25 protein-coding genes and 3 tRNA genes are annotated in these 26,270 nt (G+C 67.2%); 18 read left to right on the top strand and 10 right to left on the bottom strand.

Translation table 11 applies throughout. The annotated features are described in order from the left end of the window. Positions 1-205 precede the first annotated feature (205 nt). Positions 206-1,102 (bottom strand): M48 family metallopeptidase, encoded by an 897-nt coding sequence (locus ABH900_RS13370; protein WP_088026614.1) that lies wholly within the window; start codon positions 1,100-1,102, stop codon positions 206-208. 89 nt (positions 1,103-1,191) lie between these two features. Beyond that, a complete protein-coding gene (locus tag ABH900_RS13365) occupies positions 1,192-3,078 on the bottom strand; it encodes a formylglycine-generating enzyme family protein (protein ID WP_429623404.1) in 1,887 nt (628 codons plus the stop codon). Between the two features lie 84 nt (positions 3,079-3,162). Between ABH900_RS13365 and rnd the strand changes: the two genes are divergently transcribed. Further along, entirely contained in the window at positions 3,163-4,242 is a 1,080-nt protein-coding gene (gene rnd, locus ABH900_RS13360; RefSeq protein WP_429623403.1) for a ribonuclease D, read from the top strand. Positions 4,243-4,361: 119 nt separating this feature from the next. Then, positions 4,362-6,434 carry a DUF4034 domain-containing protein gene (locus ABH900_RS13355; RefSeq protein ID WP_429623401.1) on the top strand — a complete coding sequence of 691 codons (2,073 nt, stop codon included), beginning with the start codon at positions 4,362-4,364 and terminating at the stop codon, positions 6,432-6,434. 88 nt (positions 6,435-6,522) lie between these two features. Here ABH900_RS13355 and ABH900_RS13350 read toward each other — a convergent pair whose 3' ends face one another. Together ABH900_RS13350 and ABH900_RS13345 are read right to left on the bottom strand one after the other, a co-directional pair. Then, entirely contained in the window at positions 6,523-8,853 is a 2,331-nt protein-coding gene (locus ABH900_RS13350) for a TonB-dependent receptor (RefSeq protein WP_429623400.1), read from the bottom strand. 180 nt (positions 8,854-9,033) lie between these two features. After that, the gene (locus ABH900_RS13345; RefSeq protein ID WP_429623398.1) at positions 9,034-9,615 is read right to left on the bottom strand and encodes a TetR/AcrR family transcriptional regulator; all 582 of its coding nucleotides are present in this window, start codon (positions 9,613-9,615) and stop codon (positions 9,034-9,036) included. Positions 9,616-9,716: 101 nt separating this feature from the next. Between ABH900_RS13345 and ABH900_RS13340 the strand changes: the two genes are divergently transcribed. The 4 genes from ABH900_RS13340 to ABH900_RS13325 all read left to right on the top strand — a co-directional run bounded on the left by ABH900_RS13340 (position 9,717) and on the right by ABH900_RS13325 (position 12,773). Then, the gene (locus ABH900_RS13340; protein WP_429623397.1) at positions 9,717-10,772 is read left to right on the top strand and encodes a sugar phosphate isomerase/epimerase family protein; all 1,056 of its coding nucleotides are present in this window, start codon (positions 9,717-9,719) and stop codon (positions 10,770-10,772) included. 21 nt (positions 10,773-10,793) lie between these two features. Continuing rightward, positions 10,794-11,687 (top strand): alpha/beta fold hydrolase, encoded by an 894-nt coding sequence (locus tag ABH900_RS13335; RefSeq protein WP_429623396.1) that lies wholly within the window; start codon positions 10,794-10,796, stop codon positions 11,685-11,687. Further along, positions 11,677-12,603: an alpha/beta hydrolase gene (locus tag ABH900_RS13330; protein WP_429623395.1), complete on the top strand. Its 927-nt coding sequence runs from the start codon at positions 11,677-11,679 to the stop codon at positions 12,601-12,603. The genes ABH900_RS13335 and ABH900_RS13330 overlap by 11 nt, the downstream gene beginning before the upstream one ends. Positions 12,604-12,697: 94 nt before the next feature. Further along, positions 12,698-12,773, top strand: a tRNA-Ala gene (locus tag ABH900_RS13325). A 61-nt stretch (positions 12,774-12,834) separates the two neighbouring features. On the opposite strand, the gene ABH900_RS13320 is transcribed toward ABH900_RS13325, so the two are convergent. After that, positions 12,835-13,011 carry a hypothetical protein gene (locus ABH900_RS13320; protein ID WP_429623394.1) on the bottom strand — a complete coding sequence of 59 codons (177 nt, stop codon included), beginning with the start codon at positions 13,009-13,011 and terminating at the stop codon, positions 12,835-12,837. A 162-nt stretch (positions 13,012-13,173) separates the two neighbouring features. Between ABH900_RS13320 and ABH900_RS13315 the strand changes: the two genes are divergently transcribed. Further along, the gene (locus ABH900_RS13315; protein ID WP_429623393.1) at positions 13,174-13,626 is read left to right on the top strand and encodes a hypothetical protein; all 453 of its coding nucleotides are present in this window, start codon (positions 13,174-13,176) and stop codon (positions 13,624-13,626) included. A gap of 42 nt (positions 13,627-13,668) precedes the next feature. On the opposite strand, the gene ABH900_RS13310 is transcribed toward ABH900_RS13315, so the two are convergent. After that, positions 13,669-14,430, bottom strand: a complete 762-nt coding sequence (locus ABH900_RS13310; protein ID WP_429623391.1) for an SDR family oxidoreductase — start codon at positions 14,428-14,430, stop codon at positions 13,669-13,671. A gap of 133 nt (positions 14,431-14,563) precedes the next feature. On the opposite strand from ABH900_RS13310, the gene ABH900_RS13305 reads away from it, so the two are divergent. After that, positions 14,564-15,406, top strand: coding sequence for a bifunctional transcriptional activator/DNA repair enzyme AdaA (locus ABH900_RS13305; RefSeq protein WP_429623389.1), 843 nt, complete (start codon positions 14,564-14,566; stop codon positions 15,404-15,406). Positions 15,407-15,473: 67 nt separating this feature from the next. Here the strand turns inward: ABH900_RS13305 and ABH900_RS13300 are convergent, their stop codons facing one another. Beyond that, a complete protein-coding gene (locus tag ABH900_RS13300) occupies positions 15,474-16,499 on the bottom strand; it encodes an NADP-dependent oxidoreductase (protein WP_429623388.1) in 1,026 nt (341 codons plus the stop codon). A 368-nt stretch (positions 16,500-16,867) separates the two neighbouring features. Between ABH900_RS13300 and ABH900_RS13295 the strand changes: the two genes are divergently transcribed. The 7 genes from ABH900_RS13295 (at position 16,868) to dxs (ending at position 23,222) form a co-directional block, all read left to right on the top strand. Continuing rightward, positions 16,868-16,943, top strand: a tRNA-Phe gene (locus ABH900_RS13295). Between the two features lie 72 nt (positions 16,944-17,015). Next, positions 17,016-17,091: transfer RNA gene (locus ABH900_RS13290), tRNA-Phe, on the top strand. Between the two features lie 142 nt (positions 17,092-17,233). Then, a complete protein-coding gene (locus ABH900_RS13285; RefSeq protein ID WP_429623387.1) occupies positions 17,234-17,785 on the top strand; it encodes a lipocalin family protein in 552 nt (183 codons plus the stop codon). 163 nt (positions 17,786-17,948) lie between these two features. Beyond that, entirely contained in the window at positions 17,949-18,425 is a 477-nt protein-coding gene (locus ABH900_RS13280; RefSeq protein ID WP_429623385.1) for an LEA type 2 family protein, read from the top strand. Positions 18,426-18,490: 65 nt separating this feature from the next. Next, positions 18,491-20,281 (top strand): acyl-CoA dehydrogenase C-terminal domain-containing protein, encoded by a 1,791-nt coding sequence (locus ABH900_RS13275; RefSeq protein WP_429623384.1) that lies wholly within the window; start codon positions 18,491-18,493, stop codon positions 20,279-20,281. A 262-nt stretch (positions 20,282-20,543) separates the two neighbouring features. Continuing rightward, a complete protein-coding gene (locus ABH900_RS13270; protein WP_046985953.1) occupies positions 20,544-21,209 on the top strand; it encodes an HNH endonuclease in 666 nt (221 codons plus the stop codon). A gap of 105 nt (positions 21,210-21,314) precedes the next feature. Beyond that, positions 21,315-23,222, top strand: coding sequence for a 1-deoxy-D-xylulose-5-phosphate synthase (dxs, locus tag ABH900_RS13265; protein ID WP_429623414.1), 1,908 nt, complete (start codon positions 21,315-21,317; stop codon positions 23,220-23,222). Positions 23,223-23,408: 186 nt separating this feature from the next. Here dxs and ABH900_RS13260 read toward each other — a convergent pair whose 3' ends face one another. The 3 genes from ABH900_RS13260 to ABH900_RS13250 all read right to left on the bottom strand — a co-directional run bounded on the left by ABH900_RS13260 (position 23,409) and on the right by ABH900_RS13250 (position 24,660). Further along, positions 23,409-23,612 carry a hypothetical protein gene (locus ABH900_RS13260; protein ID WP_005417823.1) on the bottom strand — a complete coding sequence of 68 codons (204 nt, stop codon included), beginning with the start codon at positions 23,610-23,612 and terminating at the stop codon, positions 23,409-23,411. Positions 23,613-23,781: 169 nt separating this feature from the next. Beyond that, on the bottom strand, positions 23,782-24,336 hold the full coding sequence (locus tag ABH900_RS13255) for a DUF3011 domain-containing protein (RefSeq protein WP_429623382.1): 555 nt from the start codon (positions 24,334-24,336) through the stop codon (positions 23,782-23,784). Between the two features lie 117 nt (positions 24,337-24,453). Continuing rightward, complete coding sequence (locus tag ABH900_RS13250; RefSeq protein WP_429623381.1) at positions 24,454-24,660, bottom strand: hypothetical protein; 207 nt, start codon at positions 24,658-24,660, stop codon at positions 24,454-24,456. Positions 24,661-25,065: 405 nt separating this feature from the next. Here ABH900_RS13250 and ABH900_RS13245 point away from each other — a divergent pair, with 405 nt between their 5' ends. From ABH900_RS13245 to ABH900_RS13235, 3 genes are all read left to right on the top strand, one after another. Continuing rightward, positions 25,066-25,350: a hypothetical protein gene (locus tag ABH900_RS13245; protein WP_429623379.1), complete on the top strand. Its 285-nt coding sequence runs from the start codon at positions 25,066-25,068 to the stop codon at positions 25,348-25,350. Positions 25,351-25,362: 12 nt separating this feature from the next. After that, entirely contained in the window at positions 25,363-25,596 is a 234-nt protein-coding gene (locus ABH900_RS13240; protein ID WP_429623378.1) for a DUF1653 domain-containing protein, read from the top strand. Positions 25,597-25,686: 90 nt separating this feature from the next. Continuing rightward, entirely contained in the window at positions 25,687-26,259 is a 573-nt protein-coding gene (locus ABH900_RS13235; RefSeq protein ID WP_429623377.1) for a TetR/AcrR family transcriptional regulator, read from the top strand. Positions 26,260-26,270: the final 11 nt, after the last annotated feature.

Raw genomic sequence — 26,270 nt, 5'->3', positions numbered from 1 at the left:
CATGGGTGAGGGCGCTTTGCTTGCGAAGCATTGCTTCGCAAGCGCCCGAACGCCCAGCCGCCAGCGGCTGGGCCGGGCCCCGGAGGGGTACTTGCAGCGTCCCCCGCAACCGGACCCACCCCGCCTACCCACAGGAAACCCGCTTCGGCTGTTGCTGTTGCCTTGGTTCGTAGCGGGTGCAGGGCGCAGCCCTGCCGACCAACCCCTACTTTGCCTGCTCGCAGAACTTCTGCCGGTACTCGAGCGCCTTCGGCATCAGTGCCTGCAGGTTCTGGATGCGCGTACCCGGGTTGGGATGGGTGGAGGCAAACTCCGGCGGCGACTGCCCGCCACTGGCCTGGCCCATGCGTTGCCACAACGGCACCGCCTCGCGCGGGTCGAAGCACGCCGCCGCCGCCAGCATCAGGCCCACTTCGTCGGCCTGTGTCTCATGGCTGCGCGCATACGGCAGCAGGTACCCGTAGCCCATCGCCGACATCATCATCTGTTGCTGCTGGGCATCCATGCCGCTGGCGGCACCGGCCATCTGCCCGATCTGGGTCAGCTTCTGCTGCGCCATGCGCTGCGCACCATGGCGCAGCAACGCGTGGGCGATCTCATGCCCCATCACCACCGCCATTGCATCGCGTGTGCGCGCCACCGGCACCAGGCCGGTGTAGACCGCCATCTTGCCGCCGGGCAGGCAGAACGCATTGGCCTGCTCGGAAGGAATCACGTTCACTTCCCACTGGAAATCACGCGCGAAATGCGCCGGCTGCACACCGTGCTCCTGCGCCAACGCCGTCTCCACCACGTCCACCTTGGCAATCAACCGCTGTGCGATGTCGCGCACATCACGCGCGATCGGCGCATTCGGGTCCATCGGCCGTTCCTGCGACAGGATCTGCTGATAGGCCTGCAAGCCCAGGGCAGTCTCCTGGCGCGCGTCCAGGCTGCTGTCGATCATCACCTTCTCGCCGGTGTAGGGATCGACCGTGCGGTTGGAGAACCAGTAGAACACCGCGTAGCCGGCGGCCAGCAGCAGCACCCACCAGCGGATGTTGCCGAACAGGCCGCGCCGTTGCGGGCCCTGGGGCGAGCGGGAAAAGGGATCGTTGCGCATCGGGTGGTCTTCCAGCAGGCCCCGCCGGCAGGCGGACACGACGCAATCTTAGTGCGCCGATGCCCGCAGCGGGTGAAGCCGGGCGCTGATCAGATGCCGCGTACCAGGCGGAAGCCGATGCGCGCGTTGGTGGTGTCCGAATCCTGCGATTGCCGCCAGGCCGCGCGGGTCTGCTCGGGCGCGTTGGCCCAGTTGCCACCGCGGATCACCCGCGAACGGCAGCCCGGGTTGAACCAGGCAACGCCATCGGATGGGGCGCGGCGGTAGCTGGCGTGCCAGCAGTCGGCCACCCATTCGCTGAGGTTGCCGCCCATGTCATGCAGCCCGAAGGCATTGGATTGGAAGCTGGCGACCGGTGCCGGCCCCCACCAGCCATCACCGTAGCCGATGAAGGCGTTGTGCCAGTGCCGACCGGAAGGGGAAACGTCCTTGCTGCCGGTGAAGTTGCCGCTGCCCGGCGGCGGCGTGCCCGCGTCGCCCCAGGGATAGCGGCCACTGCTGCCGGCCCGCAACGCGTACTCGAATTCCGCCTCGCTGGGCAGCCGGTAGCTGCGCCCGGTCTGCTCGGACAGCCACGCGGCGTAGTTCTCGGCATCGCGCACACTGACATGCATCACCGGCGAATTGCCCAGCGCACGACCTCCGTCGTAATCCGAACGCCAGTCGACGCCACTGCGGCGGATGAAGTTGCCGCTGCGCTCGTCATAGACCACCGAATGGCCGCGCCGGGTTGCACGCGGCCGCGCATTGGTCGACTTCACATAGCGCTCGAAATCACCGACGGTCACTTCGGTGATCGCCATCGCGAAGCCACGGTCGAAGCGCACGTAGTGAGAGGGACGCTCGGCGTCGCTGGAACCGGGCTCGTTGTCGCCCGCCCCCATCTGGAAGCCGCCATGCGGCACCACCACCATCTGCGGGCCGCGTCCACCGTCGCGCAGGGCGTCACTGAACACCTGGCCCGGACGGAAGCTGCCGTAGTGGGTCGCCAGGTCGATGCGCTCGCGCAGCTGGGCCACCACCGCATCACCGGGCAATGCGATACGCAGGGCCTCGGCCAGCTTCTCGCGCGCCGGTTTCAGGCCCTGCGGCGTGCCCAGTTCGCGCAGCCCGTCATCGCGAAGCTGCAGCAATGCGGCTGCGCGGATCTGTTCGATACGCTCGAAGGCATCGGCAATGGTCGGCGACGAGTCGCGCACCTTGCTGGCCTCCGCCAGCCAGGTCCCGGCGCTGGCGAAATCGCGCGCGCGCGCGGCTTCCTCGGCACGCCGGATCAGGCCACTCTCGGCCGCTGCCAGACCCTGCCGTGCACGGCTGTTGTGTTCGTCCAGGGCCAGCGCCTCGCGGAAGTTGCCAATGGCACCATCACCGTCCTCGCCGATCCGGCCTGAACGCAGATCCTCCTCGCCGGCGCGGTTGTAAGCCACCACCCGCTGGGCAAGCTCCACCCGGCCCTGCAGCGCGCGCACCTTCTCATCGTTCGGCGCCAGGGTCAGCAGCACCAGCGCCTGGCGGCTGGCCTCGGCCAACGCTTCGCGCTGCTGAAGGGGGCGTACCAGCAGCGCATCGGCCTGCTGCTGCAGGCGCTGGCGCGCGCGTTGCAGGCCGCTGCGGGCCTGGCGATCGTCCGGATCCTCTTCCTGTACCGCCAGCCACAGCGGGACGGCTGCATCGCCGTCCTCGTACAGACGATCCTCGGCAAAGGCCCGTTCGGCCGCCCGGCGCAGCTGGGCGAGGCTGCGGTTCTGCCGGTCAACCCGCGGCGGCGTCCAGCGCTGCACATCTTCGGCGGCATCCTCGCCGGCAATGGTGACACTGCCCTGCACCGCCTGCGCGCCGGCATCGGCCTGCGTACCCTCGTCCGGCCGCGCCGTTTCGCCCGCCCCCCGCTCCGCCACCGCCGGTGGCGACGGCGTGCAACCGGCCAGGACCAGGGCCAGGGCGGTGCACAGCACGGATGACAACGGAAAACGCAAGCTGGGCCTCCTACGGCACGGACGCGGACCGACGTTAGGCTATTCTCCCCTGCCTGAGCAAACCCGAGTAGTAGGCCCTGACCCGTGGCAACCTGGATCACCACCCCCGCCGAGCTGGATCCATACTTCCAGCAGCGTCCTAGCCGCATCGGCCTGGACACCGAATTCATCCGTGAGCGCACCTTCTGGCCGCAACTGGCGTTGGTGCAGATGGCGGTCGGGCAGGACATCCTGCTGATCGACCCTCTGATTCCCGGCATGGCCGAGGCGCTGGCGCCGCGGCTGGCCGACGAATCGATCACCAAGGTGATGCACAGCGCCAGCGAAGACCTGGTCGCCTTCAAATGGGCCTGCGGCGTACTGCCACGACCGCTGTTCGACACCCAGATCGGCGCTGCGCTGGCCGGCATCGGCGGTGGCATGGGCTACCAGAAGCTGGTGCTGGAAATCACCGGCGTGGCGCTGGCCAAGGGCGAAACCCGCTCGGACTGGATGCGCCGGCCCCTGTCGGAGTCGCAGTTGCAGTATGCCGCCGACGACGTCGAACACCTGTTCGCACTGCACGACGCCATCGACGCCAAGCTGCAGTCGCAGGGTCGCCAGCAGTGGCTGCACGATGATGGCGAGCGCCTGCTGGCCAGCGTCGCCAACGATGAAGACCGCTGGCCACACCTGGCGATGCGCTCGGCACAGTTCCTTGATGCCGCCGCACAGCACCGTCTGCTGCGCCTGCTGCGCTGGCGCGACGTCCAGGCGCGCAGCAGCGATCGGCCGCGCAGCTGGATCCTGGACAACGAACTGGCCGCGACCCTGGCACGCACGCCACCGGCCGACGCCGCCGCGCTGGGCAAGCTGTTCGAGCAGTTCCCGAAGGCACCGCGCAAACTCGCCGCCGCCGTGTGGCAGGCGCTGGACACACCGTTGGCCGATGAAGCCGAAGCGCCGCTGGCATTGCCGGCCAACGACAGCAACAAGCAGGCACTGAAGAAGCTGCAGGATGCGGTGGCCGAACGCAGCCGCGAACTGGGCCTGCCGGACGGAGTGCTGGCCTCGCGCAAGCACCTGGAAAGCTACCTGGAACGTCGCCAATGGCCCGCCGCATTGGCAGGTTGGCGCCAGCAGGAACTGGAATCGCGGCTGCAGTCCCTGCTACCCGCGCGCTGATGTCGGCGGGTGCCGGATTCGCCTCGGCACCTGCACAGCTGAATTGAGCATCTGCCACGCTTGCCGACGCGGGCGTGGGCCTGTCCAATAGCGGCCCCGCTAGTGTTGGATGGCAGTAGATGACAGATGGAATTGTGAAGGACGGCCTCGGCGCGGAGGACCTGATCTGGCGCGCACAGGCGCGCAGCGCGCTGCAGCAACGGCGCTATGCCGAGCTGGACGCCTTACTGACACCGCACGAGCAGGCATGGCTGGAGGGCGCGCAGTTGCTGCCGGGTATCCGCTGGCGCCTGCGCAACCTGCACGACCCGGCATTGCCCCTGCACGAGCGCCTGCAGCAGGCACAGCACTGGGCCGCTGCGGCTCCCGGCAGCTACTACGCGCACCTGCGCCTGGGCGCCTGCTGGGAAGATGCCGCTGGTGTCCTGCGCAGCGCCGACGTGGCCGCGCTGGTGGAGGACAGTCAATGGCTGGCCGCACATATGGCACGCGACCATGCCGTGCAGGCCTACCTGCAGGCCATCGCACTGTCGGCGCGCCCGGCGTTGGCACTGGATGGCATCAAGCGCATCACCAGCTACCTGGACGAGCCGAACTGGCTGCGTGCACTGCAGGCCGGCCGAACGCCCGAATCCGAAGATGCCGCGTTGGCCGAGCACTATCCACAGGCATGGCGACAGGCATTGCAGTTGCTGTCGCGCTTCGGCGCGCCCCTGCGGCCCCTTCCCGACCACCTGCCCGCACTGCTGCACGAACGCAGCCAGGACGATTTCGACGCACCGCTGGCGTACTGGATGCGGCAGGTGCTGGAACAGCGTCCCGACGATCTGAGCACGCTGGAAGATACGCTGTATTACCTCTATCCGCGCTGGGGCGGCAGCCACGAAGCGATGGAGGACTTCATCGAAGGCAGCTGGTGCCGCGGCCTGGATCTTGCGCAGAGCAATGCGCTGCGCTGGCGCAAGGCGCAGGACTGGTTGGCCGAGCGGCCACAACGCGAGGACAGCGAGACTGTCGCCGCACACGAGCGCGCCTATGCGCAGGTCCTGGACTGGCATCTGGACCGCAACCTGCGCGCGCAGGTGCTGGCCCAGCGCGCGGGGTTGCGCTATCGCCTCGGCCGGGTCGAGGACGCCCAGGAGCAGGTGCACTGGCATGCGCAGCATATGCAGGCGGTGCTCGATGACCTGCGCCAGGCCTGGGCGCTGGACCGCGACGTAGTCCTGCACGATGGACTGAGCAACCTGGAAGCCTGCACCTGGTTCGCGCGTGTTGCCGGGGCTGAAGCACTGTTCGCGCAGGTGGTGGATTACGCGGCGCGCGAAGGCGATTCAGCCATCGGTCTGCTCTGGGCCGCTACCGCAATCGAGCATGGCCTGCTCGGCCAGACGGCCGACCCCATCCGCGCCGATGCCCTGCTGCAGCGCGCACTGAAGCTGGCCCCCAACGAGAACACCTCCGCGGTCACCTTCGCGGCCAACCTGTTCAGCGATGTCTCGCAGCCTGCGGGCCTGGCGCTGCTGCAGCGCATGGCCGAGGAGGGTGATGCCGGTGCGATGTCGGCGCTGTGTGACCTGTACAAGGGGCGCCTGGCCGGCCGTGATCAACCCGAATTCGTCGACGCGGAGAAGGCGGCGTACTGGCAGGAGCGCGCCGTGGAAGGCGGCGACCTGATCGCCACCTACAACCTCGGCGTACGCCTGGTCGCTGCCGGTGGTGCCGACAACGAAGCACGTGCGCGCGAACTGTACCTGCACTGCCTGCGTGAAGCCGACGCCGGCGAGCGCGTGTGGGGACCGACCTGCCGCAACCTCGCCTGCCTGGCGCTGGACGGCCACAACGATGCGCACAAGCGCGAAGCGGTCGAGCGCGCGCTGATTCCGCTGTGGTGGCGCGGTGACGATGACGACAGGCTGTGGGCCGCCGGCTACCTGGCCGACATCTACCACTCCGGTGACGGCGTGCCGGCCAATGCCTTCCTGGCCCTGACCTGGCTGCAGCGCGCCAGCGACATCGACCCGGAGTACGTGGACGTAGTGCGCATGGCGCCGCTGATCAACGGTGAAGGCCGCTGGTTCGGCGCCAGCCGCGCGCGCAAGCAGCAGGCCCAGGACCGCCAGCAGGTGGACAGCGCCACGTGGGCGCTGACCTTCGGGCAGCGCAGCCAGGACAGCGACCTCACCGCGGTCTGACGCAACAAAAAGGGCGGCCCCGATCAGCGGGCCGCCCTTTGCATACACGCCGCGCGATGGCGGCACACGCCGCCACCGCGAGAGCGGATTACCAGTTCATGTTCAGCGAGACACCGACGGTACGCGGTTCGTTGTAGACCGCTGCCATGTAGTTCTCGATCACACCCTTGAGGTTCTTCTCGTTGGTGATGTTGCGCGCGAACAGCGCCACTTCGTAGGCACCGTAGTTGCCCGAGTAACCGATCTTCAGGCCGCCCTCGAAGTCACCCTTGGAGTTGAACTCCTTGCTGTCGTACAGCACGAAGCTGGTGTAACCCTGCTTGTTCCAGTCGGTGGAAACGAACATGGTGCCGGCGTCGCTGACCGGGAAGTCGTAGCGGGCGGCGAGGTTGACGTTGTACTTCGGCGCGTTCGGCAGCGGGTTGCCGTCGATCTGCGCGAAGGTGTTGGCGCCGACCTTGATGGTCGGGTCATTCACCGTGCACACCACCTGCCCGTTGAGCCCGCAGACCTGCGCGTACACGCGCTTGTCCTTGATCTCGCTGTGCAGCAGGCTCAGGCCGGCGCTCAGGGTCAGGTTCGGGATCGGGCGCAGTTCCATGTCGGCTTCGAAGCCGTAGGCCTTGGCCTTGTCGGCGTTGAACAACACGCCGTTGCCGTCCGAATCGTTGCCGTTGAGCTGGATGTCGTTGACGGTGTAGGTGAACGCGGTGGCATTCAGGCGCAGGCGGTTGTCCCACAGGCTGCTCTTCACGCCCGCTTCCCAGGACAGGATGGTCTCCGAATCGGCCGTGGTGAAGTCGGCATTGAACACCGCCGAACGGCCCTGGATGGTCGGACCGCGGAAGCCGCGTGCGACCTTCGCATAGACGCTCACGTCCGGAGTGATCTGATACATCGCGCTCAGATCCCAGCTCGGGGTGGTGTCGGACATCTTGACGTCGGTGCGGCCCTTGTAGGTGACCACGCCGGCGGCGGTGTCAGCCGTCTTCAGCAGGCGGGTGTGCTTCTCGTCCTTGGTCTGGCGCAGGCCGGCGGTGACGGTGAACTTGTCGGTGAAGGCGTAGCTCAGCTGGCCGAAACCGGCCCACGACGTGTTCTTGTTGCGCAGGCGCACCCAATTGTTCGGGTTGCGTGCAGCGCCCTTCAGGAACCATGCGCGCTGGTAGAAATCGGTGGTGTCGCTGCCATTGAAGTAGAACGCACCGGCCTGCCACTGCAGCGCGTTGTCGTCATGGCTGGCCAGGCGGAATTCCTGGGTCCACTGGTCCAGGTCGCGGATGCGGCCCATCGACTGGCCGTAGCCGTTCGGCACGCCGTTGACCGGGAAGTTCACCGCGGCGCCGCCGTCGGTGTCGCCACGGCTGTAGCCGGAGGTGGTTTCGTAGGCAGTGATCGAGGTGAAGTCGATCGCGCCGAAGTCGTAGCGCGCCTTCACCGAACCACCGTAGGTCTTGTAGGCCTGCGGGTTGTTGTCGGCTTCGTCGTAGGCGACCTTGTCGCGCGGCACGTCGGTCTGGTTCGAGCCCTTGGTCAGCGCACCGCGCAGGAACAGGGTCGAGGTGCCTTCGTAATCGCGGGCGTGGGCCGAGGCGAGGATCGAGAACTGATCGCTCGGGGTCAGCAGCAGCTGCGCGCGCACGTTGCGGTCATCGAAGCCGCCCATGGCGTTCTTCTTCGGGCTGACCGTGCCATCGGCGCTCGGGCCGGTGTAGGTGTTGTCGACATAGTCGTCGCGGTGCTGGTACAGGGCCGACACGCGGAACGACGCGACGTCGTTGATCGGGCCGCCGAAGCCACCGTCGATCGACACGCTGTTGTAGGTGGCATAGCTGGCGCTGACGCGACCGGTGTAGTCCTGGGTCGGCTTCAGGGTGTCGAACTTGATGATGCCGGCGGTGGTGTTGCGACCGAACAGCGAGCCCTGCGGGCCGCGCAGCACTTCCACCTGGTCCACGTCATAGACCGGGTTGGACTTCAGCACCACGTGCTCCAGCACCACGTCGTCCTGGATGATCGACACCGGCTGCGAGGCACCCAGGTAGAAGTCGATGTTGCCCAGGCCGCGGATGTAGAAGCGCGGGAAGATGCGGCCGGTGGTGGTTTCCGCATACAGGCTCGGCACACGGCCGGACAGCGCCAGCAGGGTGTCGTCGCCGCCAGCGGTGAAGTCGCGCATGCGCTCGCCCTGCACCACGCCGACCGAGACCGGCACTTCCTGCAGGTTCTGCTCACGGTGCTCGGCGGTCACGGTGATGGTGTCCAGGCCGGTCGGGGTCGGCGCGCTGTCCTGCGCGGCGGCACCGAAGCTGCCGACCAGGGCCAGGCCGGCACAGGCCAGGGCCAGCGGGTGGCGGCGGAGGGAAACGAAGGAAGACGACAGACCCGACAGACGGCGGGAATCGGAATGGGAGGGCATGCAAAGCTCTGAGGAGGCGTCCGTGCGGCCTGCGCGAGCCGGGCGGCGAAAAGGAGGAAAACTGCGCAAGCCGCCATTATCCCCCAAATTGTTACGATTTCGTTGCGCGGCGCCCAAGCCCGGTGAAACAAGCGGTTTCGGCACAGTCAGCCGGCATCGCCTGGGGTCCCCCGCCCGGAGTCAGGGCAGCGGGCTCAACGCCACATCGACCATCGCCAGCAGGCGCTCACGGCTGATGCCGTCACGGGCCTGCACCGAAATGCCGTGCAGCACCGTAGCGAAGTGATCGCCCAACGCCTGCACCGCCACATCGTCGGCCAGCTGCCCTTCGGCCTGCGCCTGCCGCAACCTCGCGATGATCGCCGCCGTGCGTTGCCGGCGATGGCTGGCCAGCCAGTCGCGTACACCTTCGCCGTCCGGCGAGACACTGCTGGCCGACGACACCACCAGGCAACCATGCGGACGCCCGCGCCGGGTGTAGGTCAGCACGGCCTCGCGCAGCATCGAGCCGATCGCCTCGCGCAACGACGTCTGTTCCAGTGCACGCGGCGCGAAGCCGCCCTCGCCTTCCTCGTACAGCGCCACCGCCTCGCGGAACAGCTGCTCCTTGCTGCCGAACGCAGCGTAGATCCGCGCCGAAGCGATACCCAATGCGTCGACCAGCGCCGACATCGAGGTGCCTTCATAGCCGTGCTGCCAGAACAACAGCATCGCCTTGCGCAACGCCTGGTCCCTGTCGAATTCGCGCGGTCGCCCTGCCATCTGCCTGCCTGCCGTGATGAGGCGCGCAGTGTAGCGCGGGTGTTGACCGCTGCGAGAACCGCGCCTATTCTTTGTCGACCGACAAACAATTGGAGCAACACATGCAAACCCTCAAGGGCCCCAGCCTGCACCTGGCACAGTTCGCGGGTGACCAGGCCCCGTTCAACAGCCTCGCCGGCATCGCCGCGTGGGCCGCCGGCCACGGCTTCAAGGCCCTGCAGATTCCTGCCTGGGATGCGCGCCTGTTCGATCTGGCTACCGCCGCCGACAGCCAGGACTACTGCGACGACATCCGCGGCACCCTGGCCGAGCACGGCCTGCAGGTCAGCGAACTGACCACCCACATCCTCGGCCAGCTGGTGGCCGTGCATCCGGCCTACGATGAGCTCTGCGATGGCTTCGCGCCGGAAGCAGTGCGTGGCAACCCGCAGGCCCGCACCGAATGGGCGCAGCAGCAGCTGCACCTGGCAGCGCGCGCCTCGCGCCGGTTGGGCCTGCAGGACATGGGCACCTTCTCCGGCTCGTTCGCGTGGCCCTATCTGTTCCCGTTCCCGCAGCGTCCGCCGGGCCTGATCGATGCCGCCTTCGATGAACTGGCCCGTCGCTGGCGACCGATCCTCGATACCTGCGAGGACAACGGCATCAACCTCTGCTACGAGATCCATCCCAGCGAGGACCTGCACGACGGCACCAGCTTCGAGCGCTTCTTCGAGCGCGTCGGCCAGCACGAACGCTGCCGCATCCTGTTCGATCCCAGCCACTTCGTCCTGCAGCAGCTGGACTACCTGCAGTACCTGGACATCTACCACCCGCTGATCCGCATGTTCCATGTCAAGGATGCGGAGTTCCGTCCCAGCGGCCGCCAGGGCATCTACGGTGGCTATGCCGACTGGACCGAACGCGCCGGCCGCTTCCGCTCGCTGGGCGATGGCCAGGTCGACTTCAAGTCGATCTTCTCCAAGCTGGCCCAGTACGACTACCAGGGTTGGGCGACGCTGGAATGGGAGTGCTGCCTGAAGGACCAGGAAGCCGGCGCGCGCGAAGGCGCTGCGTTCATCCGCGACCACATCATTCCGGTCACCGACAAGATCTTCGATGACTTCGCCGGTGCACCGATCAGCACCGCACAGCTGCAGCACATGCTCGGCATCGCCTGAGCCCCAACGGAGCACTCCCCCATGACGACATCCCTTCCCGCCGGCGCTGCCGGCGACGACGCCCTGCGCCACCATTATCTGCGCATCGATGGCCAGCGCGTGCATTGCGTATCCGCCGGCCAGGGCGAGCCGGTGCTGCTGATTCCCGGCTGGCCGCAGACCTGGTACGCATGGCGCCACGTGCTGCGCGCTCTGGCCGAGGCCGGCTTCGAAGCCATTGCGGTGGATCCGCCAGGTATCGGCGAATCCGACCGCCCCGCCCACGGTTACGACACCGGCAGCGCCGCCGCGGTCCTGCACCAGACCATGCTGGCGCTGGGACACGCCCACTACCAGGTGGTCGGCCATGACATCGGCATGTGGATCGCCTACGCGCTGGCCAGCGACCAACCGCAGGCGGTGCGCCAACTGGCCGTCACCGAAGCCGTCATTCCAGGCCTTGCCCCCGAGCCGGGCATTTTCGCCGCGCCGGCCGACAACATCTTCCTGTGGCACTTCATGTTCAATCAGGTCGCCGACCTGCCCGAGGCGTTGATCAGCGGGCGCGAACGGGCCTACCTGGAGTTCATGTTCGACCGTTGGTCCTACCGCCGCGACGCAGTGGCCGCCGACACCTATATCGCCGCCTACAGCCGTCCCGGCGCACTGCGGGCAGGCTTCGCTTGGTACCGTGCGATTCCGGAAACCATCCGCCAGAACAAGGAACGTGCACAGCGCCGGCTGTCGATGCCGGTGCTGGCGATCGGCGCCGAGCACGCCACCGGCGATGCACCGATGCTGACCCTGCAGCCGCATGCTGACAACGTGCGCGGCAGCATCGTGCCCGGCTGCGGCCACTTCATCATGGAAGAGGCACCACAGGCGTTCCTGGCACAGCTGCTGCCGTTCCTGGAGGAGGCGCGCCATGCCGCTTGAACCGGCACTGCAGCAGTTTGTTGATGCGATCGCCGCCCATCCGCTGCCGGATGACCTGCGCGAGCTGCGCGCGATCAGCGAGACCGTATTGCCGCAGCTGCAGGGCGCACCCCAGCAGGTCGCGCATGTAGTCGAACACACGGTGATCGCACGCGACGGGCATGCGTTGGAGGTCCGCCTCTACACACCGGAAGGGCTGCCCGATGGCCCGGCGTCGGCCCTGCTGTTCGCGCACGGCGGCGGCTGGTTCCAATGTTCGCTGGCGGTCTACGACGGCCCCTGCCGCGCACTGGCCAATGCCAGTGGTTGCGTGATTGTCGCCGTGGGATACCGGCTGGCGCCGGAACACCCGTTCCCGGTACCGCTGCACGACGTTACCGACGCCTGGTCGTGGCTGCAGGCCAACGCGGGACAGCTGGGACTGGATCCGCAACGATTGGCCATCGGCGGAGACAGCGCCGGTGGCAATCTGGCCGCCGCCTGCTGCCTGCTGCTGCGCGATCTCGGCCTGCCACAGCCACGCCACCAATTGCTGCTGTACCCGGCACTGGATGCCGGCATGGACAGCGACTCCTATCGCGAGTACGGCAGTGGCTACTACCTGAGCGCCGAGCTGATGCAGCGCTGCTGGCAGGCCTATCTCGGTGATCCGGCCACACCGCCGGCACTGGCCTCGCCGGCCCACGCGACCGATCTGCATGGGCTGGCGCCCGCCTCCCTCCTCAGCTGCGAGCACGACCCGCTGCGTGATGAGGCCGAGCAGTACGCACAACGACTGCAGGCGACCGGCATCGACTGCATGCTGGAGCGGCTGCCCGGGATGATCCATGCCTGCATCCACCTGCAGACGGTCAGCGCCGCCACCAACGTGGCGGTCCAGCGCGCAGGCGCCCTGCTGCGCGTGGCCCTGTCCTGAACCGGCCGGGGACGGCAGCGGACACCGCCCTGCCGCCGTCCCTGCCCTGCGCTTGGCAACCCCGGCGGGCAGCGCTACACTGAAGCCCTGCCGTGGGGCCATAGCTCAGCTGGGAGAGCGCGTCGTTCGCAATGACGAGGTCAGGAGTTCGATCCTCCTTGGCTCCACCACTATCCGGAAGAACCCGCAGATCGCCGCGATCTGCGGGTTTTTTCTTTTCCGGGTTCCGCCTCAGGCAGGCTCCTGGCCGCCATCCTTGCGTTGCGGGCTGCGCGAATGCGCATCGCGCACCTGTTGATCGCGCTGCCCCGGGCGTTGCTTTGCCACATCGTCCTGCTTCCTGTCCTGACGGCTTTCCTGGCTGCCTTGGCGGATCTCGCTCGGGGACGGTGTGCTCTTGTCGTTCATCGCTTCTGCTCGCAACGGCTTGGGCGCCCAGACTGACGCAGTGTGGGTAACGCCGCGGTCGGCGCGATGCGATCACGATGTGCACGAACGGAGGCGCCCGACTTGTCCCGGTCATCGCAGCATGTCCACAATCGGCACCCGATCTCCGCACAAGGATGCGCCATGTTCCGCTTGTTGCTGTTGATGTCCCTGCTGCTCTCCGGCGGCTGCGCCCATCACCTGGGCGACCGGCCGGCCACCGCGCCCGGCTACTTCGGCAACGATCAGGCGGTGCGCGCAGCGCAGGATGATCCCACCGCCGGCATCACAGGCACCTTCGCACTGACAGTGCAGGCACTCGGCACGGAAGACGGTCACCTCTATCTGAACAGCGAGCGTGATTACCGGCATCCGCTCAACATCACCCTCGACATCGATGCAACCCTGCGCCCGGAGCTGGAAGAGCATCTCGGCCTGAAGCTGGAGCGCCTGCAGGACCGGCACCTGCTGGTAAACGGGACCGCGCGGCGCGTGCGCATCGCCTTCTTCGATTCGGCGGGCCGCCAGAGCAGGAAGTATTACTACCAGACCCACATCAGGGTCAGCGATGCCCGCCAGCTGCGCTTCGCTCCTTGAGCCCACCATCGCCTCTGACAGGCGGCGTGTCTGCAATGCCGCTCAGGTGCGGGTGATCGACACCCCACCCTCCACACGCATTGCAGTCCCGGTCACGAAACTGCTTTCATCGCTGGCCAGGAACAACGCGGCATTGGCGATCTCTTCCGGCTCGGCCATGCGCTTGAGCGCGTGCAGCGAGCGCACGAAATCGCGCGCGTCGCCACTGGGTGCGGCCTGTCGGCCCATCTCGGTATCAGTGCCTCCCGGCAGCAGCACATTGCTGCGCACGCCGCGCGCACCGTATTCGGCGGCGATCACCTGGCTCAGGCCGATCAACCCCGCCTTGCTCGACGCGTAGGCCGCCATGCCCGGGAAGCCGACGGTGTGGCCAACGAAGGTTCCGACGAACACCAGCGAACCACCGCCACGCGCCAACAGGGCCGGCAACTGAGCGCGCGCGGCGTGGAAGGCCGCATCGAGATTGGTAGTCATCACCTCGCGCCACGCATCCACCGGGAACTCCGCCACCGGCATGCCGGGGCCGAGCATGCCGGCGTTGTTGAGTGCGATGTCCAACCCACCGAATGTCCGCTGGGCCAGTTCCACCAGCGCCGGTGCGGTGTCCGGATCAGCCACGTCGGCGGCATGCACCACCACGTTGCCACCGGCAGCGCGGATCTGCTCAGCCAGTTCGTGCAACGGCTGCGGCCGCCGCGCATTGAGCACCAGCTTTGCCCCTTCGGCGGCGAAGCGCAGCGCACTGGCGCGGCCGATGCCGGCGCTGGCACCGGTGATGAGGGCGATCTTGTTGTTCAGGCGCATGGTCGTGGCACTGGTTGTGAAGTGGCCGCCACCATGCCGCGCCCCTGACCGGCCAACACTCCGTTTCCGGGCCTTGTCCGCGCGGTGCAGGAAACGGAGTTTCCCGGGCCCGGGCGCGTGCCAGAATCCGGCCATGGACAGCACCGCCACCACCGCCCTTGATGCCCGCGTCGAACGGGTCTGCCGCCACCTGCAGGCCAGCCTCGACGAGCCTTCGCTGCAGGAACTGGCCGACATCGCCGGCTGCAGCCCGACCCGGCTGCACCGCCTGTTCAAACAGGCTACCGGACTGACCCCGAAACAGTACGCCGCCGCGCTGCGTGCCGACCGCCTGCGCACGGGACTGCAACAGTCGGAACGCATCACCGACGCCTTCCACGACGCCGGCTTTGGCTCCAGCGGGCGCTTCTACGAGAACGCACCACGGCTGCTGGGCATGACACCCAAGCAGTGGCGTGCCGGCGGGCGGGGTGAGGTCATCCACTTCGCCATCGCCGAAAGTTCGCTGGGCAGCGTGCTGGTCGCCAACAGCGCAACCGGTGTCGTTGCGATCCTGCTCGGCGACGACCCGGAGGCGCTGCTGCAGTCGCTGCAGCAGCGCTTCCGCCAAGCCGAGCTGGTCGGTGCCGACAGTGGCTATGAACACCTGGTGGCGCAGGTGGTGGGGCTAGTCGAAGATCCCTCGCGCGGCGCCACGCTGCCGCTGGATATCCGTGGCACCGCCTTCCAGCAACGGGTGTGGCAGGCACTGCAGCAGATTCCGCGCGGGCAGACCGCGTCGTATGCCGATATTGCCGCGCGCATCGGCGCCCCCCGGTCGAGCCGCGCAGTGGCACGAGCGTGCGCGAGCAACCCGCTGGCGGTGGCGGTGCCTTGCCACCGGGTGGTGCGCCGCGACGGCGACCTGTCCGGCTACGCCTGGGGCGTGGCACGAAAGCGCGAACTGCTGCGCCGGGAAGAAGCCGCCAACGGCTGACCTACCGGTGACGGCCGGCCTTGGTCGGCACACGCTGCGGTAGTGCCGGGCCATGCCCGGCGAACGCTCAATCCAGCTTCACCACCAGCTTGCCGAAGTTGTGCCCCTTCAACAGCCCGAAGAAGGCCTCCGGCGCGTTTTCCAATCCTTCCACCACATCCTCGCGATACTGGATGCGACCCTCGCGCAACCACTGCGGCATCTCCCGCTCGAAGGCCGGCCACAGATGGTTGAAGTCATGCACGATGAAACCGCGCACGGTCAGGCGCTGGCGCAGGATCTGGCTGAACAGTGCCGGCAGGCGGTCCGGACCGGGCTGTTCAACACCGCGCTCGTTGTAGGTGGCGATGGTGCCGCACACCGGAATGCGGGCAAAGTCGTTGAGCAGCGGCAGCACCGCATCCAGCACGTGGCCGCCCACGTTCTCGAAGTACACGTCGATGCCATCGGGCACAGCCGCGCGCAGCTGTGTGGCGAAGTCGGCCGCACGATGATCCAGTGCCACGTCCACGCCCAGCGTCTGCAGATAGGCCCGCTTGGATTCACCTCCGGCGATGGCGACCACGCGCGCGCCCTGCAGCTTCGCCAGCTGCGCGACGGTTGCGCCCACCGGACCGGTCGCGGCGGCCACCACCAGCGTCTCTCCCGGCTTCAGTCGGGCGATTTCATGCAGGCTCGAATACGCCGTGAAGCCCGGCATGCCGTACACACCCAATGCCGTGCTCAATGGCAGGCCCGCCGGGTCGAGGCGGCGACCCAGCGCCGTGGCCGGGAGTACCGCGTGGGTCTGCCACCCCCCCGGGGCCAGCACCAGCTCACCCGCCGACACACCATCGGCCTTCGACTGCAGCACCTCCGCCACGGTCTGGCCCTCCATCACCGCGCCCACCGCCACTGGCGCGGCATACGAGGGGCCATCATCCATGCGCCCGCGCATATAGGGGTCGAGCGAAAGATAGCGGTTGCGCAGCAGCACGTCGCCCGGAGCCAATGCGGGCAGCGCGGCCTGCTCCAGGCGGAAGTTGGCTGCGTTGGGCGCACCCTGTGGACGCGAGGCCAGCACGATGCGGGACGTGGTCGGAGACTCGGACATGGCGACGGACTCTGCTGTTGCCAGCATCAGGAAAGGAACGCCGACACTACGCCGCAGCGAGCCCTCGTGACCGCCACGAAAACAGCGTTCCATGGCCTGCATCGGCGCAGGGCACACGCAGGCCTTGCCGCTGCGGCTTTGCCGATCACAGCGGCCCACTGATTTCCGCCACGGGTGTCGATGGAGGCATTGCTGCTGGCCCGCCAGACGGACACCCCCCTGGCCTCGCCCCTCCCGCGATGGAGGATCAAGCACTTGCACATGCGCAGACGGCAATGTGAAGGTTTTTTGCCAAAACGCTTGCCGAAGGCAACCGACCTCCGTAATATACGCCTCCTTGGCAGCGACCTCGCTGCAACGAAACATGTGGCCGAGTAGCTCAGTTGGTAGAGCAGGGGATTGAAAATCCCCGTGTCGGCGGTTCGATTCCGTCTTCGGCCACCACTTTCGAAGGCCTGCAGAAATGCAGGTCTTTTTTTTCCGGAAACCGCGCCCACCGCGGTTGCCACACAATTTGGCCGAGTAGCTCAGTTGGTAGAGCAGGGGATTGAAAATCCCCGTGTCGGCGGTTCGATTCCGTCTTCGGCCACCATTTTTCGAGACCTGCAGAAATGCAGGTCTTTTTTTTGCCTGCGCATTTCGTCCACATCACGCCCCTGCGCCCGGTTGACGAAACATTTACACCCGCATGCGTTCCGGCACCTACGCTCAAGCGTCCTGCCTGGAGCCCGCCGATGCACCTGCGCCCCGCCCTGCTCACCTGCCTGCTGCTGGCTGCCACCCCGGCGCTCGGCGCCGGCCCGGTACGCGCAGTGGACAGCCTGGACATCGACCGCTATGCCGGCCAGTGGCACGAGATCGCACACCTTCCGGTGTCGTTCCAGAAACAGTGCGTGGGCGAGATCACTGCCAATTACGGGCTGCGCCGCGACGGCCGCATCACCGTCACCAATGCCTGCCGCAACCGCGACGGCGAGCGCGTGGTCGCCGAAGGCGTGGCGCGCCCGGTGGCCGGTCATCCTGGCCAGCTGCAGGTGCGCTTCGTACCGGACTGGCTGAGCTGGGCACCCCTGGTCTGGGCCGACTACTGGGTGCTGGCACTGGACCCGGACTATCAATGGGCACTGGTCGGCGAACCGGGCCGCAAGTACCTGTGGATCCTCTCGCGCCTGCCGGAGATGGATCGCCACCAGTTCGACCAGCTGAAGGCGAAGGCCGAAGCCATGGGTTACGACCTCGCCCCGCTACGCCTGATGGCCCCGCTGCGAGATACACCCGCCGACTGAACCGCCGCGCATCCGGCGCACCGTGCGCGCTCGATCCGGCGCCAGCCATGCCCGGCCGCCATCTTCACGCGCTACCCTCTGCGACGGGTCGCCACAGGCGATCCATACAACCATACGCCGTAGTATGCTTACCCCAACGCACCCCATGAGAGGACTTGCGCCCATGCTCCACCGTGTCCGTATCGCCTTGATCGTCCTGTGCACCCTCGCCCTTGTTGCCTGCAACAACGGCATCGTCAAGCGCGTTTCGGAACCGGCGGCCAGCCTGCAGCAGCTCACCGTACGCGCCGACGGCAACTGGACCGTGGCCCTGCGCCTGCAGAACTACAGTTCGATGCCGATGACCTTCGATGACGTCTCGCTGGCGCTGACCGTCGGCGACGCCGAGGCCGGCACCCTGCAGACCCGGCCCGGCATCTCCATCGGCGGCACCTCCGCCGACGTCATCAATGTCGAGCTCGTGCCCAGCTCGGCCGCCCGCCTGGTGGTCGCCGACGCTCTGGCTGGCAACCGCACCCTGGCCTATGGCCTGAAGGGTTCGGTGGCGGCCACGCCGCAGGAGAAGAAGCAGCGCAGCTTCGACATCAGCAGCCGCAGCACCCTCAACCAGGCCCCGGGCCTGCCGGGCGTGCTGCGCTGACCTCCGCTTTCCGCTGCGGCGCATCGCGCCGCTCCCCCTGTCCCTGATCAAATCGAGACGTACCGATGAGCAGCTACACCGCACCGCTTTCCGACCTCCGTTTCGGCCTGCACGACGTGCTCAAGGTCGAACCCCTGTTCGCTCGCCTGGGCTTCACCGACGCCACCGCCGACGTGGTCGATGCCGTGCTGGAAGAAGCCGGCCGCTTCAGTGCCGCCGTGCTGGCTCCGCTCAACAGCGTCGGCGATGAGATCGGCTGCGTGCTCGACCAGGCCACCGGTGAAGTGACCACCCCGCCCGGCTTCAAGCAAGCCTACGACCAGTTCGTCGACGGCGGCTGGACCGGCCTGACCGCCTCGCCGGAGCTGGGCGGCCAGGGCCTGCCGCACACGCTGGGCGTGCCGCTGAACGAAATGATCAACGCCGCCAACCTGGCGTGGGGCAACTTCCCGCTGCTCTCGCACGGCGCCATCGAAGCATTGAAGCAGCACGGTGAAGCCTGGCAGCACGAAGCCTTCCTGAAGCCGCTGATCGAAGGCCGCTGGACCGGCACGATGTGCCTGACCGAGCCGCATTGCGGTACCGACCTGGGCCTGCTCAAGACCAAGGCCGAACCGAACGCCGATGGCAGCTACTCGATCACCGGCACCAAGATCTTCATCACCGCCGGCGAGCACGACCTCACCGGCAACATCGTGCACCTGGTGCTGGCCAAGCTGCCCGACGCCCCTGCCGGCGCCAAGGGCATCTCGCTGTTCGTCACGCCCAAGTTCAAGGTCGACCGCGAGGGCAACGTCGGCGAACGCAACGCGCTGCGCTGCGGCTCGATCGAGCACAAGATGGGCATCAAGGGTTCGGTCACCTGCGTGATGAATTTCGATGGTGCGCAGGGCTACCTGGTCGGCCAGCCGCACAAAGGCCTGCAGGCAATGTTCACCATGATGAACACCGCGCGCCTGGGCGTCGGCCTGCAGGGCATCGGCCTGTCCGAGCGCGCCTACCAGAACGCGCTGAAGTACAGCCGTGAGCGCCTGCAGTCGCGCTCGCTCAGCGGCGCCAAGTTCCCGGACAAGCCGGCCGACCCGATCCTGGTCCATCCGGATGTGCGCCGCATGCTGCTGACCATCAAGTCACTGGTGGAAGGCAGCCGCCTGCTGGCGCTGCACGCCGCCACCCTGATCGACGTCGCGCATCACGCCGAGGACGCCGCCGAGCGTGAGCGCGCCGACACCCTGGTGAGCTTCCTGACCCCGATCTCCAAGGCCTGCCAGACCGAATGGGGTATCGAGAATACCTACAACGCGCTGCAGTGTTTCGGTGGCCACGGCTACATCCGCGAGCACGGCATGGAACAGCTGGCCCGCGACGCCCGCATCACCACGCTGTATGAAGGCACCACCGGCATCCAGGCACTGGACCTGATCGGCCGCAAGACCGCGTCCAGCCAGGGCGCCGGCCTGAAGCTGATGCTGGCCGAGATCGAGGCCTTCGCCAAAGCGAACGAAGGCAACGAAGCCATGGCCGAGTTCATCGCCCCGCTGCGCGCCAAGGCCGCCGAATGGGGCAAGCTGACCATGGACGTACTTCAGCGCGCGGCCAGCAACCCGGACGAACTGGGCGCGGCCAGCTACGACTACCTGTTCTATTCCGGCTACGTGGTGCTGGCCTACTGGTGGGCACGCAGCGTGGCCGCCGCCGATGCCAGCGCGCACGGCGCCGCCTTCGCCCAGGGCAAGCGCGAGACCGCCCGCTTCTACTTCGCCCGTGTGCTGCCGCGCACGCTCAGCCACGCCGCCGCGATCCAGGCCGGCGCCGCCCCGCTGATGGCGATGGACGACGAGCGCTTCGGCGCCTGAGCCGGGCCCTGATAGATCCACGCCATGCGTGGATACGGGGTCGCGCAGCCGGGGGCAGAGCCTTTTTCCCTGCGGTAAAGGGATCCGCCCCCGACCTGGCAGCCCGCGGCAATCCCTCTGGAGAAAAGCCCCCTTTTGTTAAAGGGGGCGCGCCGAAGGCGCGGGGAATAGGAAGAATGCGCGGACCTGAATCCTTGCGATTTGCGTATCGCCGACAGGCGATACACAAATCGTCAACATTCAGGTATAAGCTGTTCTCCCGATGGAGACAGACACTACACGCTTGGGTCTGATCGAAGCCGGAGCTCCGATTTCTGCTCCGGGCGCCGAAGCATCGCCCAACGCCACGACGCTGCATCGCCCCGGTTCGGTCCGGCTGCTCTCGCTGGATGCCCACGGACGCGTACTGGACTGGATCACCTGGCAGGACGCGGCCTGTCTATACGCCCGTGAAGCGGTGGCCTGGACCCTCGGCGATCCCTGCCTGCACATCCATGGCGGCACCAACCGCTTCAGCGGCCTGCAGAGCGGCATGGACCTGCATCCGATCATCGCCGCGCGCGGCCACGCCCGCTCCCGCGCGATCGACCCGACGCCGAACCTGACCAATCCGGCCCTGTTCGCGCGCGACGCCCACCTGTGCATGTACTGCGGGCAGCAGTTCGGTCGGCCCACGCTCACCCGCGACCATGTCATGCCGTTGTCCAAGGGCGGCCTGGACTGCTGGGAAAACGTGGTCACCGCCTGCTTCCACTGCAACTCGCGCAAGAGCGACCGCACCCCGCAGCAGGCCGGAATGCCACTGCTGGCGGTGCCCTACCGGCCCAGCTGGATCGAGCACCTGATCCTGTCCAACCGCAACATCCTGGCCGACCAGATGGCCTTCCTGAAGGCGCAACTGCCAAAGCGCTCCAAACTGAGCACCTGAACGCCCGAAAATGCAACCCTCACCGTCCTGTCACGGGCGGCGGCGTTTGCTTGCCCCACCCCCGTTTGAGGGCGAAAATGGGCGTTCAGAACAAGTGCGAACATGATGATCGACTCTGCCCGCTATCCCCGCCTCGCGCGCATCCAGACACCGGATGACCTGCGCACATTCGACGAATCCGAAATGAGGGCGGTCGCCGACGAACTGCGCGCCTACCTCATCGAATCGGTGGGCAAGAGCGGCGGCCACTTCGCCGCCGGCCTGGGCGTGATCGAACTCACCGTGGCCCTGCACTACCTGTACCAGACACCGCACGACCAGCTGGTCTGGGATGTCGGTCACCAGACCTACCCGCACAAGATCCTGACCGGCCGCCGCGACGAGATCCATACCGTCAAGCAGAAGGACGGCGTGGCGCCGTTCCCGAAGCGCGAGGAAAGCGAGTACGACACGTTCGGTGTCGGCCACTCCTCCACCTCGATCTCGGCTGCACTCGGCATGGCCATCGCCCGCCAGTCCGAAGGCGACGATCGCAAGATCGTGGCGGTGATCGGTGACGGCGCGATGACCGCCGGCATGGCCTTCGAGGCGCTGATGCACGCCGGCGGCATGGAGCCGGAGCCGAACCTGCTGGTGATCCTCAACGACAACAACATGTCGATTTCCGAGGCGGTCGGCGGCCTGACCAAGATGCTCGGCCGCGCCACCGGTAGCCGCACGCTCAACGCGCTGCGCGAAGGCGGCAAGAAGATCCTCGGTGACAAGAAGAACAATCCGGCACGCTTCGTGAAGCGCTGGGAAGAACACTGGAAGGGCATGTTCGTGCCGTCCACGATGTTCGAGGAAATGGGCTTCCATTACACCGGCCCGATCGACGGCCATGACATGCCCGCCCTGCTGTCCACGCTGAAGACGCTGCGCGCCTCCAAGGGCCCGAAGCTGCTGCACGTGATGACCACCAAGGGCAAGGGCTACGAGCCGGCCGAAGGCGACCAGATCGGGTACCACGCGGTAGGACCGTTCGATCCGGACAAGGGCCTGGTGGCCAAGGCCGGTGCCAAGAAGCCGACTTACACCGATGTGTTCGGCGACTGGTTGTGCGATGCAGCCGCCGCCGAGCCGCGCCTGTACGGCATCACCCCGGCGATGCGCGAAGGCTCCGGCCTGGTCCGTTTCAGCAGGGAGTACCCGCAGCGCTATTTCGATGTGGCGATCGCCGAGCAGCATGCGGTCACCCTCGCCGCCGGCATGGCCACCCAGGGCGGCAAGCCGGTGGTGGCGATCTATTCCACCTTCCTGCAGCGCGCGTACGACCAACTGGTGCATGACGTGGCGATCCAGGATCTGGACGTGCTGTTCGCGATCGACCGCGCCGGCGTAGTCGGCCCGGATGGCGCGACCCATGCCGGCAATCTCGACATGAGCTTCCTGCGCTGCGTACCGAACCTGGTGGTGATGGCACCGTCCAATGAAGCCGAATGCCGGCAGATGCTCAGCACCGGCCTGCAGCACCCCGGCCCGGCCGCCGTGCGCTATCCGCGTGGTACCGGTACCGGCGTTGCCGCCGGCAGCGATCTCTCCACGCTGCCGATCGGCAAGGGCGAGCTGCGCCTGCAGGGCAGCCGCATCGCCCTGCTCGCCTTCGGCAGCACCGTGGCCGCCGCCGAGCAGGTCGGCCGCGAACTGGGCCTGAGCGTGGTCAACATGCGCTTCATCAAGCCGCTGGACCGCGAGTTGGTACTGGCCATGGCCGCCCAGCACGACGGCCTGGTGACGATCGAAGACAACGTGGTGGCCGGAGGTGCCGGTTCCGGCGTCGGCGAACTGCTCAACGCCGAAGGCGTGTTGCGCCCGATCCTGCACCTGGGCCTGCCCGACAGTTACCAGCACCATGCCAGCCGCGAAGACCTGCTGGCCGAAGCCGGCATCGATGCGGCCGGCATCCGCGCGGCGGTGCTCAAGCGCTGGCCGCAGCTGGCCGCAGGGACCCCGCCATTGAGTGCAGCGAGCTGAGGCACTCCCGGTGGATCCACGCCATGCGTGGATTCGCCCACCTCAGGCGCGGATGAAGCCCCCCAGTAGATCCACGCCATGCGTGGATTCGCCCACATCAGGCGCGGATGAAGCACTCCCAGTAGATCCACGCCATGCGTGGATGATGCGGCTCGCCGTCTCGTCTCAACAGGCGGCACACCGCACTCAGCCGTAGCTCACCGCTTCGACGAATGCGCCACTGGCCTCCACGCGCACTGCGGCGCGCTGCCCGGTATCGACAAAATGCAGGCGGGCCAGGGTCTCGGCGAAATCGTAGGCGCGAGCGCCATCGCGGAACTCGATCGGCTCCGGCCTATCCGGATGCAGCACACGCCATTGGCGTTGTTCGCATTGCAGGCGGATCAACATGCAGCTCACTCCTTGAGGCAGCGTATCGATGGCGGCGTGATGTCGGACCGGTCCCGGGCGACATCGCGAGGAATCAGGGCACGCAGGGCGCCCTGATTGCAGACGATACGGCGTTCAAAATGTGAGCTGTATCAGATTATTCTGATTTTCACGGACAACTCCGAACGGCTCAGTTCACCTGGAACTGGGCCCGGCAACCGTCACTGACCCAGATGCCGCGGCGGTCCCACCCCCAGGTCTGGCCCTCGATGCAGGCGCTGCGCGAGTCCTGGCGGATCATGCGCACGCCACGACGGATGCGCGCATCGCAGTATTCCTGGCGATGGCCATTGGAGTGACAGGTGACCACATCGCCACCACCCCACCCGTTGCCGTTCCCCCAGCCACCACCGTTGCCCCAGCCGCCGCCACGGCGGTATTCACCGACGAACTCGGCACGGCAGCCCTGGGTGACCCACACGCCGCTGCGCGACTGGCCCCAGGTTTCGCCCTCCACACACGGCGAGCCGGACAGTTGCCGGATCAACCGCGCCCGGCCCTCCAGGCGGCACTCATTGCTGCGGTTCTTGACCGACTCACAACGCACGATACCGCTGCCATCGCGGCCACCGTAGCGGTCATCGTCATAACCGTAGCCGTAGCTCTGCGCCTGGGCGCCGCCTGCGGCCGCCAGCATCGGCAACAGGGTGCAGGCCAGGGTGCGCCAGGGGAGTGCCTTGCCCATCGAGATCTCCAGATGAATACGATGGCGCAAGCATCCGGGATTCGCGGCGCGCCGCACAGAGGGGCGCGCAACGACGGTTTTTCCCCATTCAAACTTCACAACCGTGGCTGACTGACGTCACTCTCCGACGTGCAGGGCGTCCACCGTGCTGCCGAGCGCCTCGACGCGCACCGTGCTGCGCTGGCCGGTACGGCGATGGTGTTCCAGCGCCAGCGCGGCGGCGGCATCGAAAGCGTCGGCACCACGGGCATAGCGGGTGGCGTCGCGTGCCTGCGGATGCAGCACGGACCAGCGCTGGGCGTTGCATTGAACGGTGATGACCATTGGGGGCTCCTGCGGGGGGAAGGAAGTGGTGACGGCAGGCGGAAGGGGCGCGTGCCGGTACACCATCAGGCTAGCGAGCGCCTCGGGGATGGCCTATCAGACTTGTACGAAAATGCCGCAGCATCCGGTCAGTCGCTGTCTCCCTCACATCCCTGAGCCCATTTAGCCTTTTCATTTAGTGATCCTTGTCACGGAGTCAGCTCGGCTTCACACTATCGTCATCAACAGGGGCCCCTTCCACATGCGCACCTTCTTCTCACAGCAGCGCTGGGCGTTGCTGAAGTTCTACTTCGTGGCCAGCTATCTGGTGCTGATCGAAGAATTGATCCGCGCCGCCGTGCATTGAGTGCTTGCTGCCGTGGCAGCTGCGAAGCAAACTGCCGCTTTAGGCACGGAGCCAGCCCGATGAAAGCCCTTCTTCTGATTCCAGCCCTGCTGGTCCTGGCCGCGTGCGCCAGCCCGGACAAAGCGACTGCGCGCGCCGATGCCAGTGCGTCATCGGCCACCCCGCAGAGGGTAGGCGGTGATCGCGACGCGCACGGCTGCATCGGCTCGGCGGGCTACCAGTGGTGCGAGCACAGCCAGCGCTGTGAGCGCCCGTGGGAACTGGCGCAGGCGCAGGGCCTGGCCAACACCGCCGAGGCCATCGACGCTTACTGCGCCACGCCTGCCAGCCCGGCACGCAAGTGAGCACGATCGGTCATGGCTGAGCTGAGCCCCCTGCCCGACCTCGCGCGTGGCCGCTACCGCCACTTCAAGGGCGGCGAATACGAGGTGGTCGATATCGTCCGCAGCAGCGAGACGCTGCAGCCGATGGTGCTGTATCGCGCCCTGTACGGCGAAGGCGGTCTGTGGGTCCGCCCGTACCCGATGTTCGTCGAGCAGGTCGCTGGCGCGCACGGCCCGCAGCCACGCTTCGCACGCATCGACGATTGAACCGATCACCGCCGGCGCAGGCCGGCAGTCTCGCTGGGAATGCGGTTCGGCTGCGCTACAATCGTACCGTCCAGTCGGTTTCTTTCCATCATGTCCGCACCCCCTCCCCGCTCGCGCCGCAAGGCGCCCGACAGCGTGCGTCAGTCGCTGCTGCAGGCCACCGTTGAAGTCATCGGCCAGCACGGGCTGGCAGCACTGACCGTGCAGGACGTCGCTCGTGCGGCAGGGGTCAGCAAGGGCGCCCTGTTCCACCATTTCAGCAGCAAACAGGCGCTGGTCGACGCCGCCGTCGGCGCCCTGATCGGCGAGTTCGAAGCACGCGTGCGCGCCCTGCTGCAGGTGGTCACGCCGGGACATGGCTGCTTCAGCCGCGCCTACGTGCGGGCCAACTTCGAGCATCTGCTGCAGCAGGAACAGGACAACGACATCGGCCTGACCCTGGGCAGCCTGATGGAGCCAGCCCTGCTCGCGCACTGGCGTAGCTGGAAGCGCGCGATGCTGGCCGAATTCCCCGGCGAAGCCCTTGATCCTCGCCTGTATGCGGCGCGCTGCGCCGCCGATGGCTACTGGGCTACCGCCTACGGTCGCCCGTTGGACGAGGAAGAGCGCCTCAATGCACTGGCCATGGCCGAGCAGGCCCTGAAGCTGTGCGACCCGTTGTAGCCTGGAGCCCG

The sequence above is a fragment of the Stenotrophomonas sp. AN71 genome (assembly GCF_050435725.1).
Classification (GTDB): domain Bacteria; phylum Pseudomonadota; class Gammaproteobacteria; order Xanthomonadales; family Xanthomonadaceae; genus Stenotrophomonas.
The sequence above is the reverse complement of the archived record's forward strand: the minus strand, read 5'-3'. Positions and strand labels throughout refer to the sequence as shown.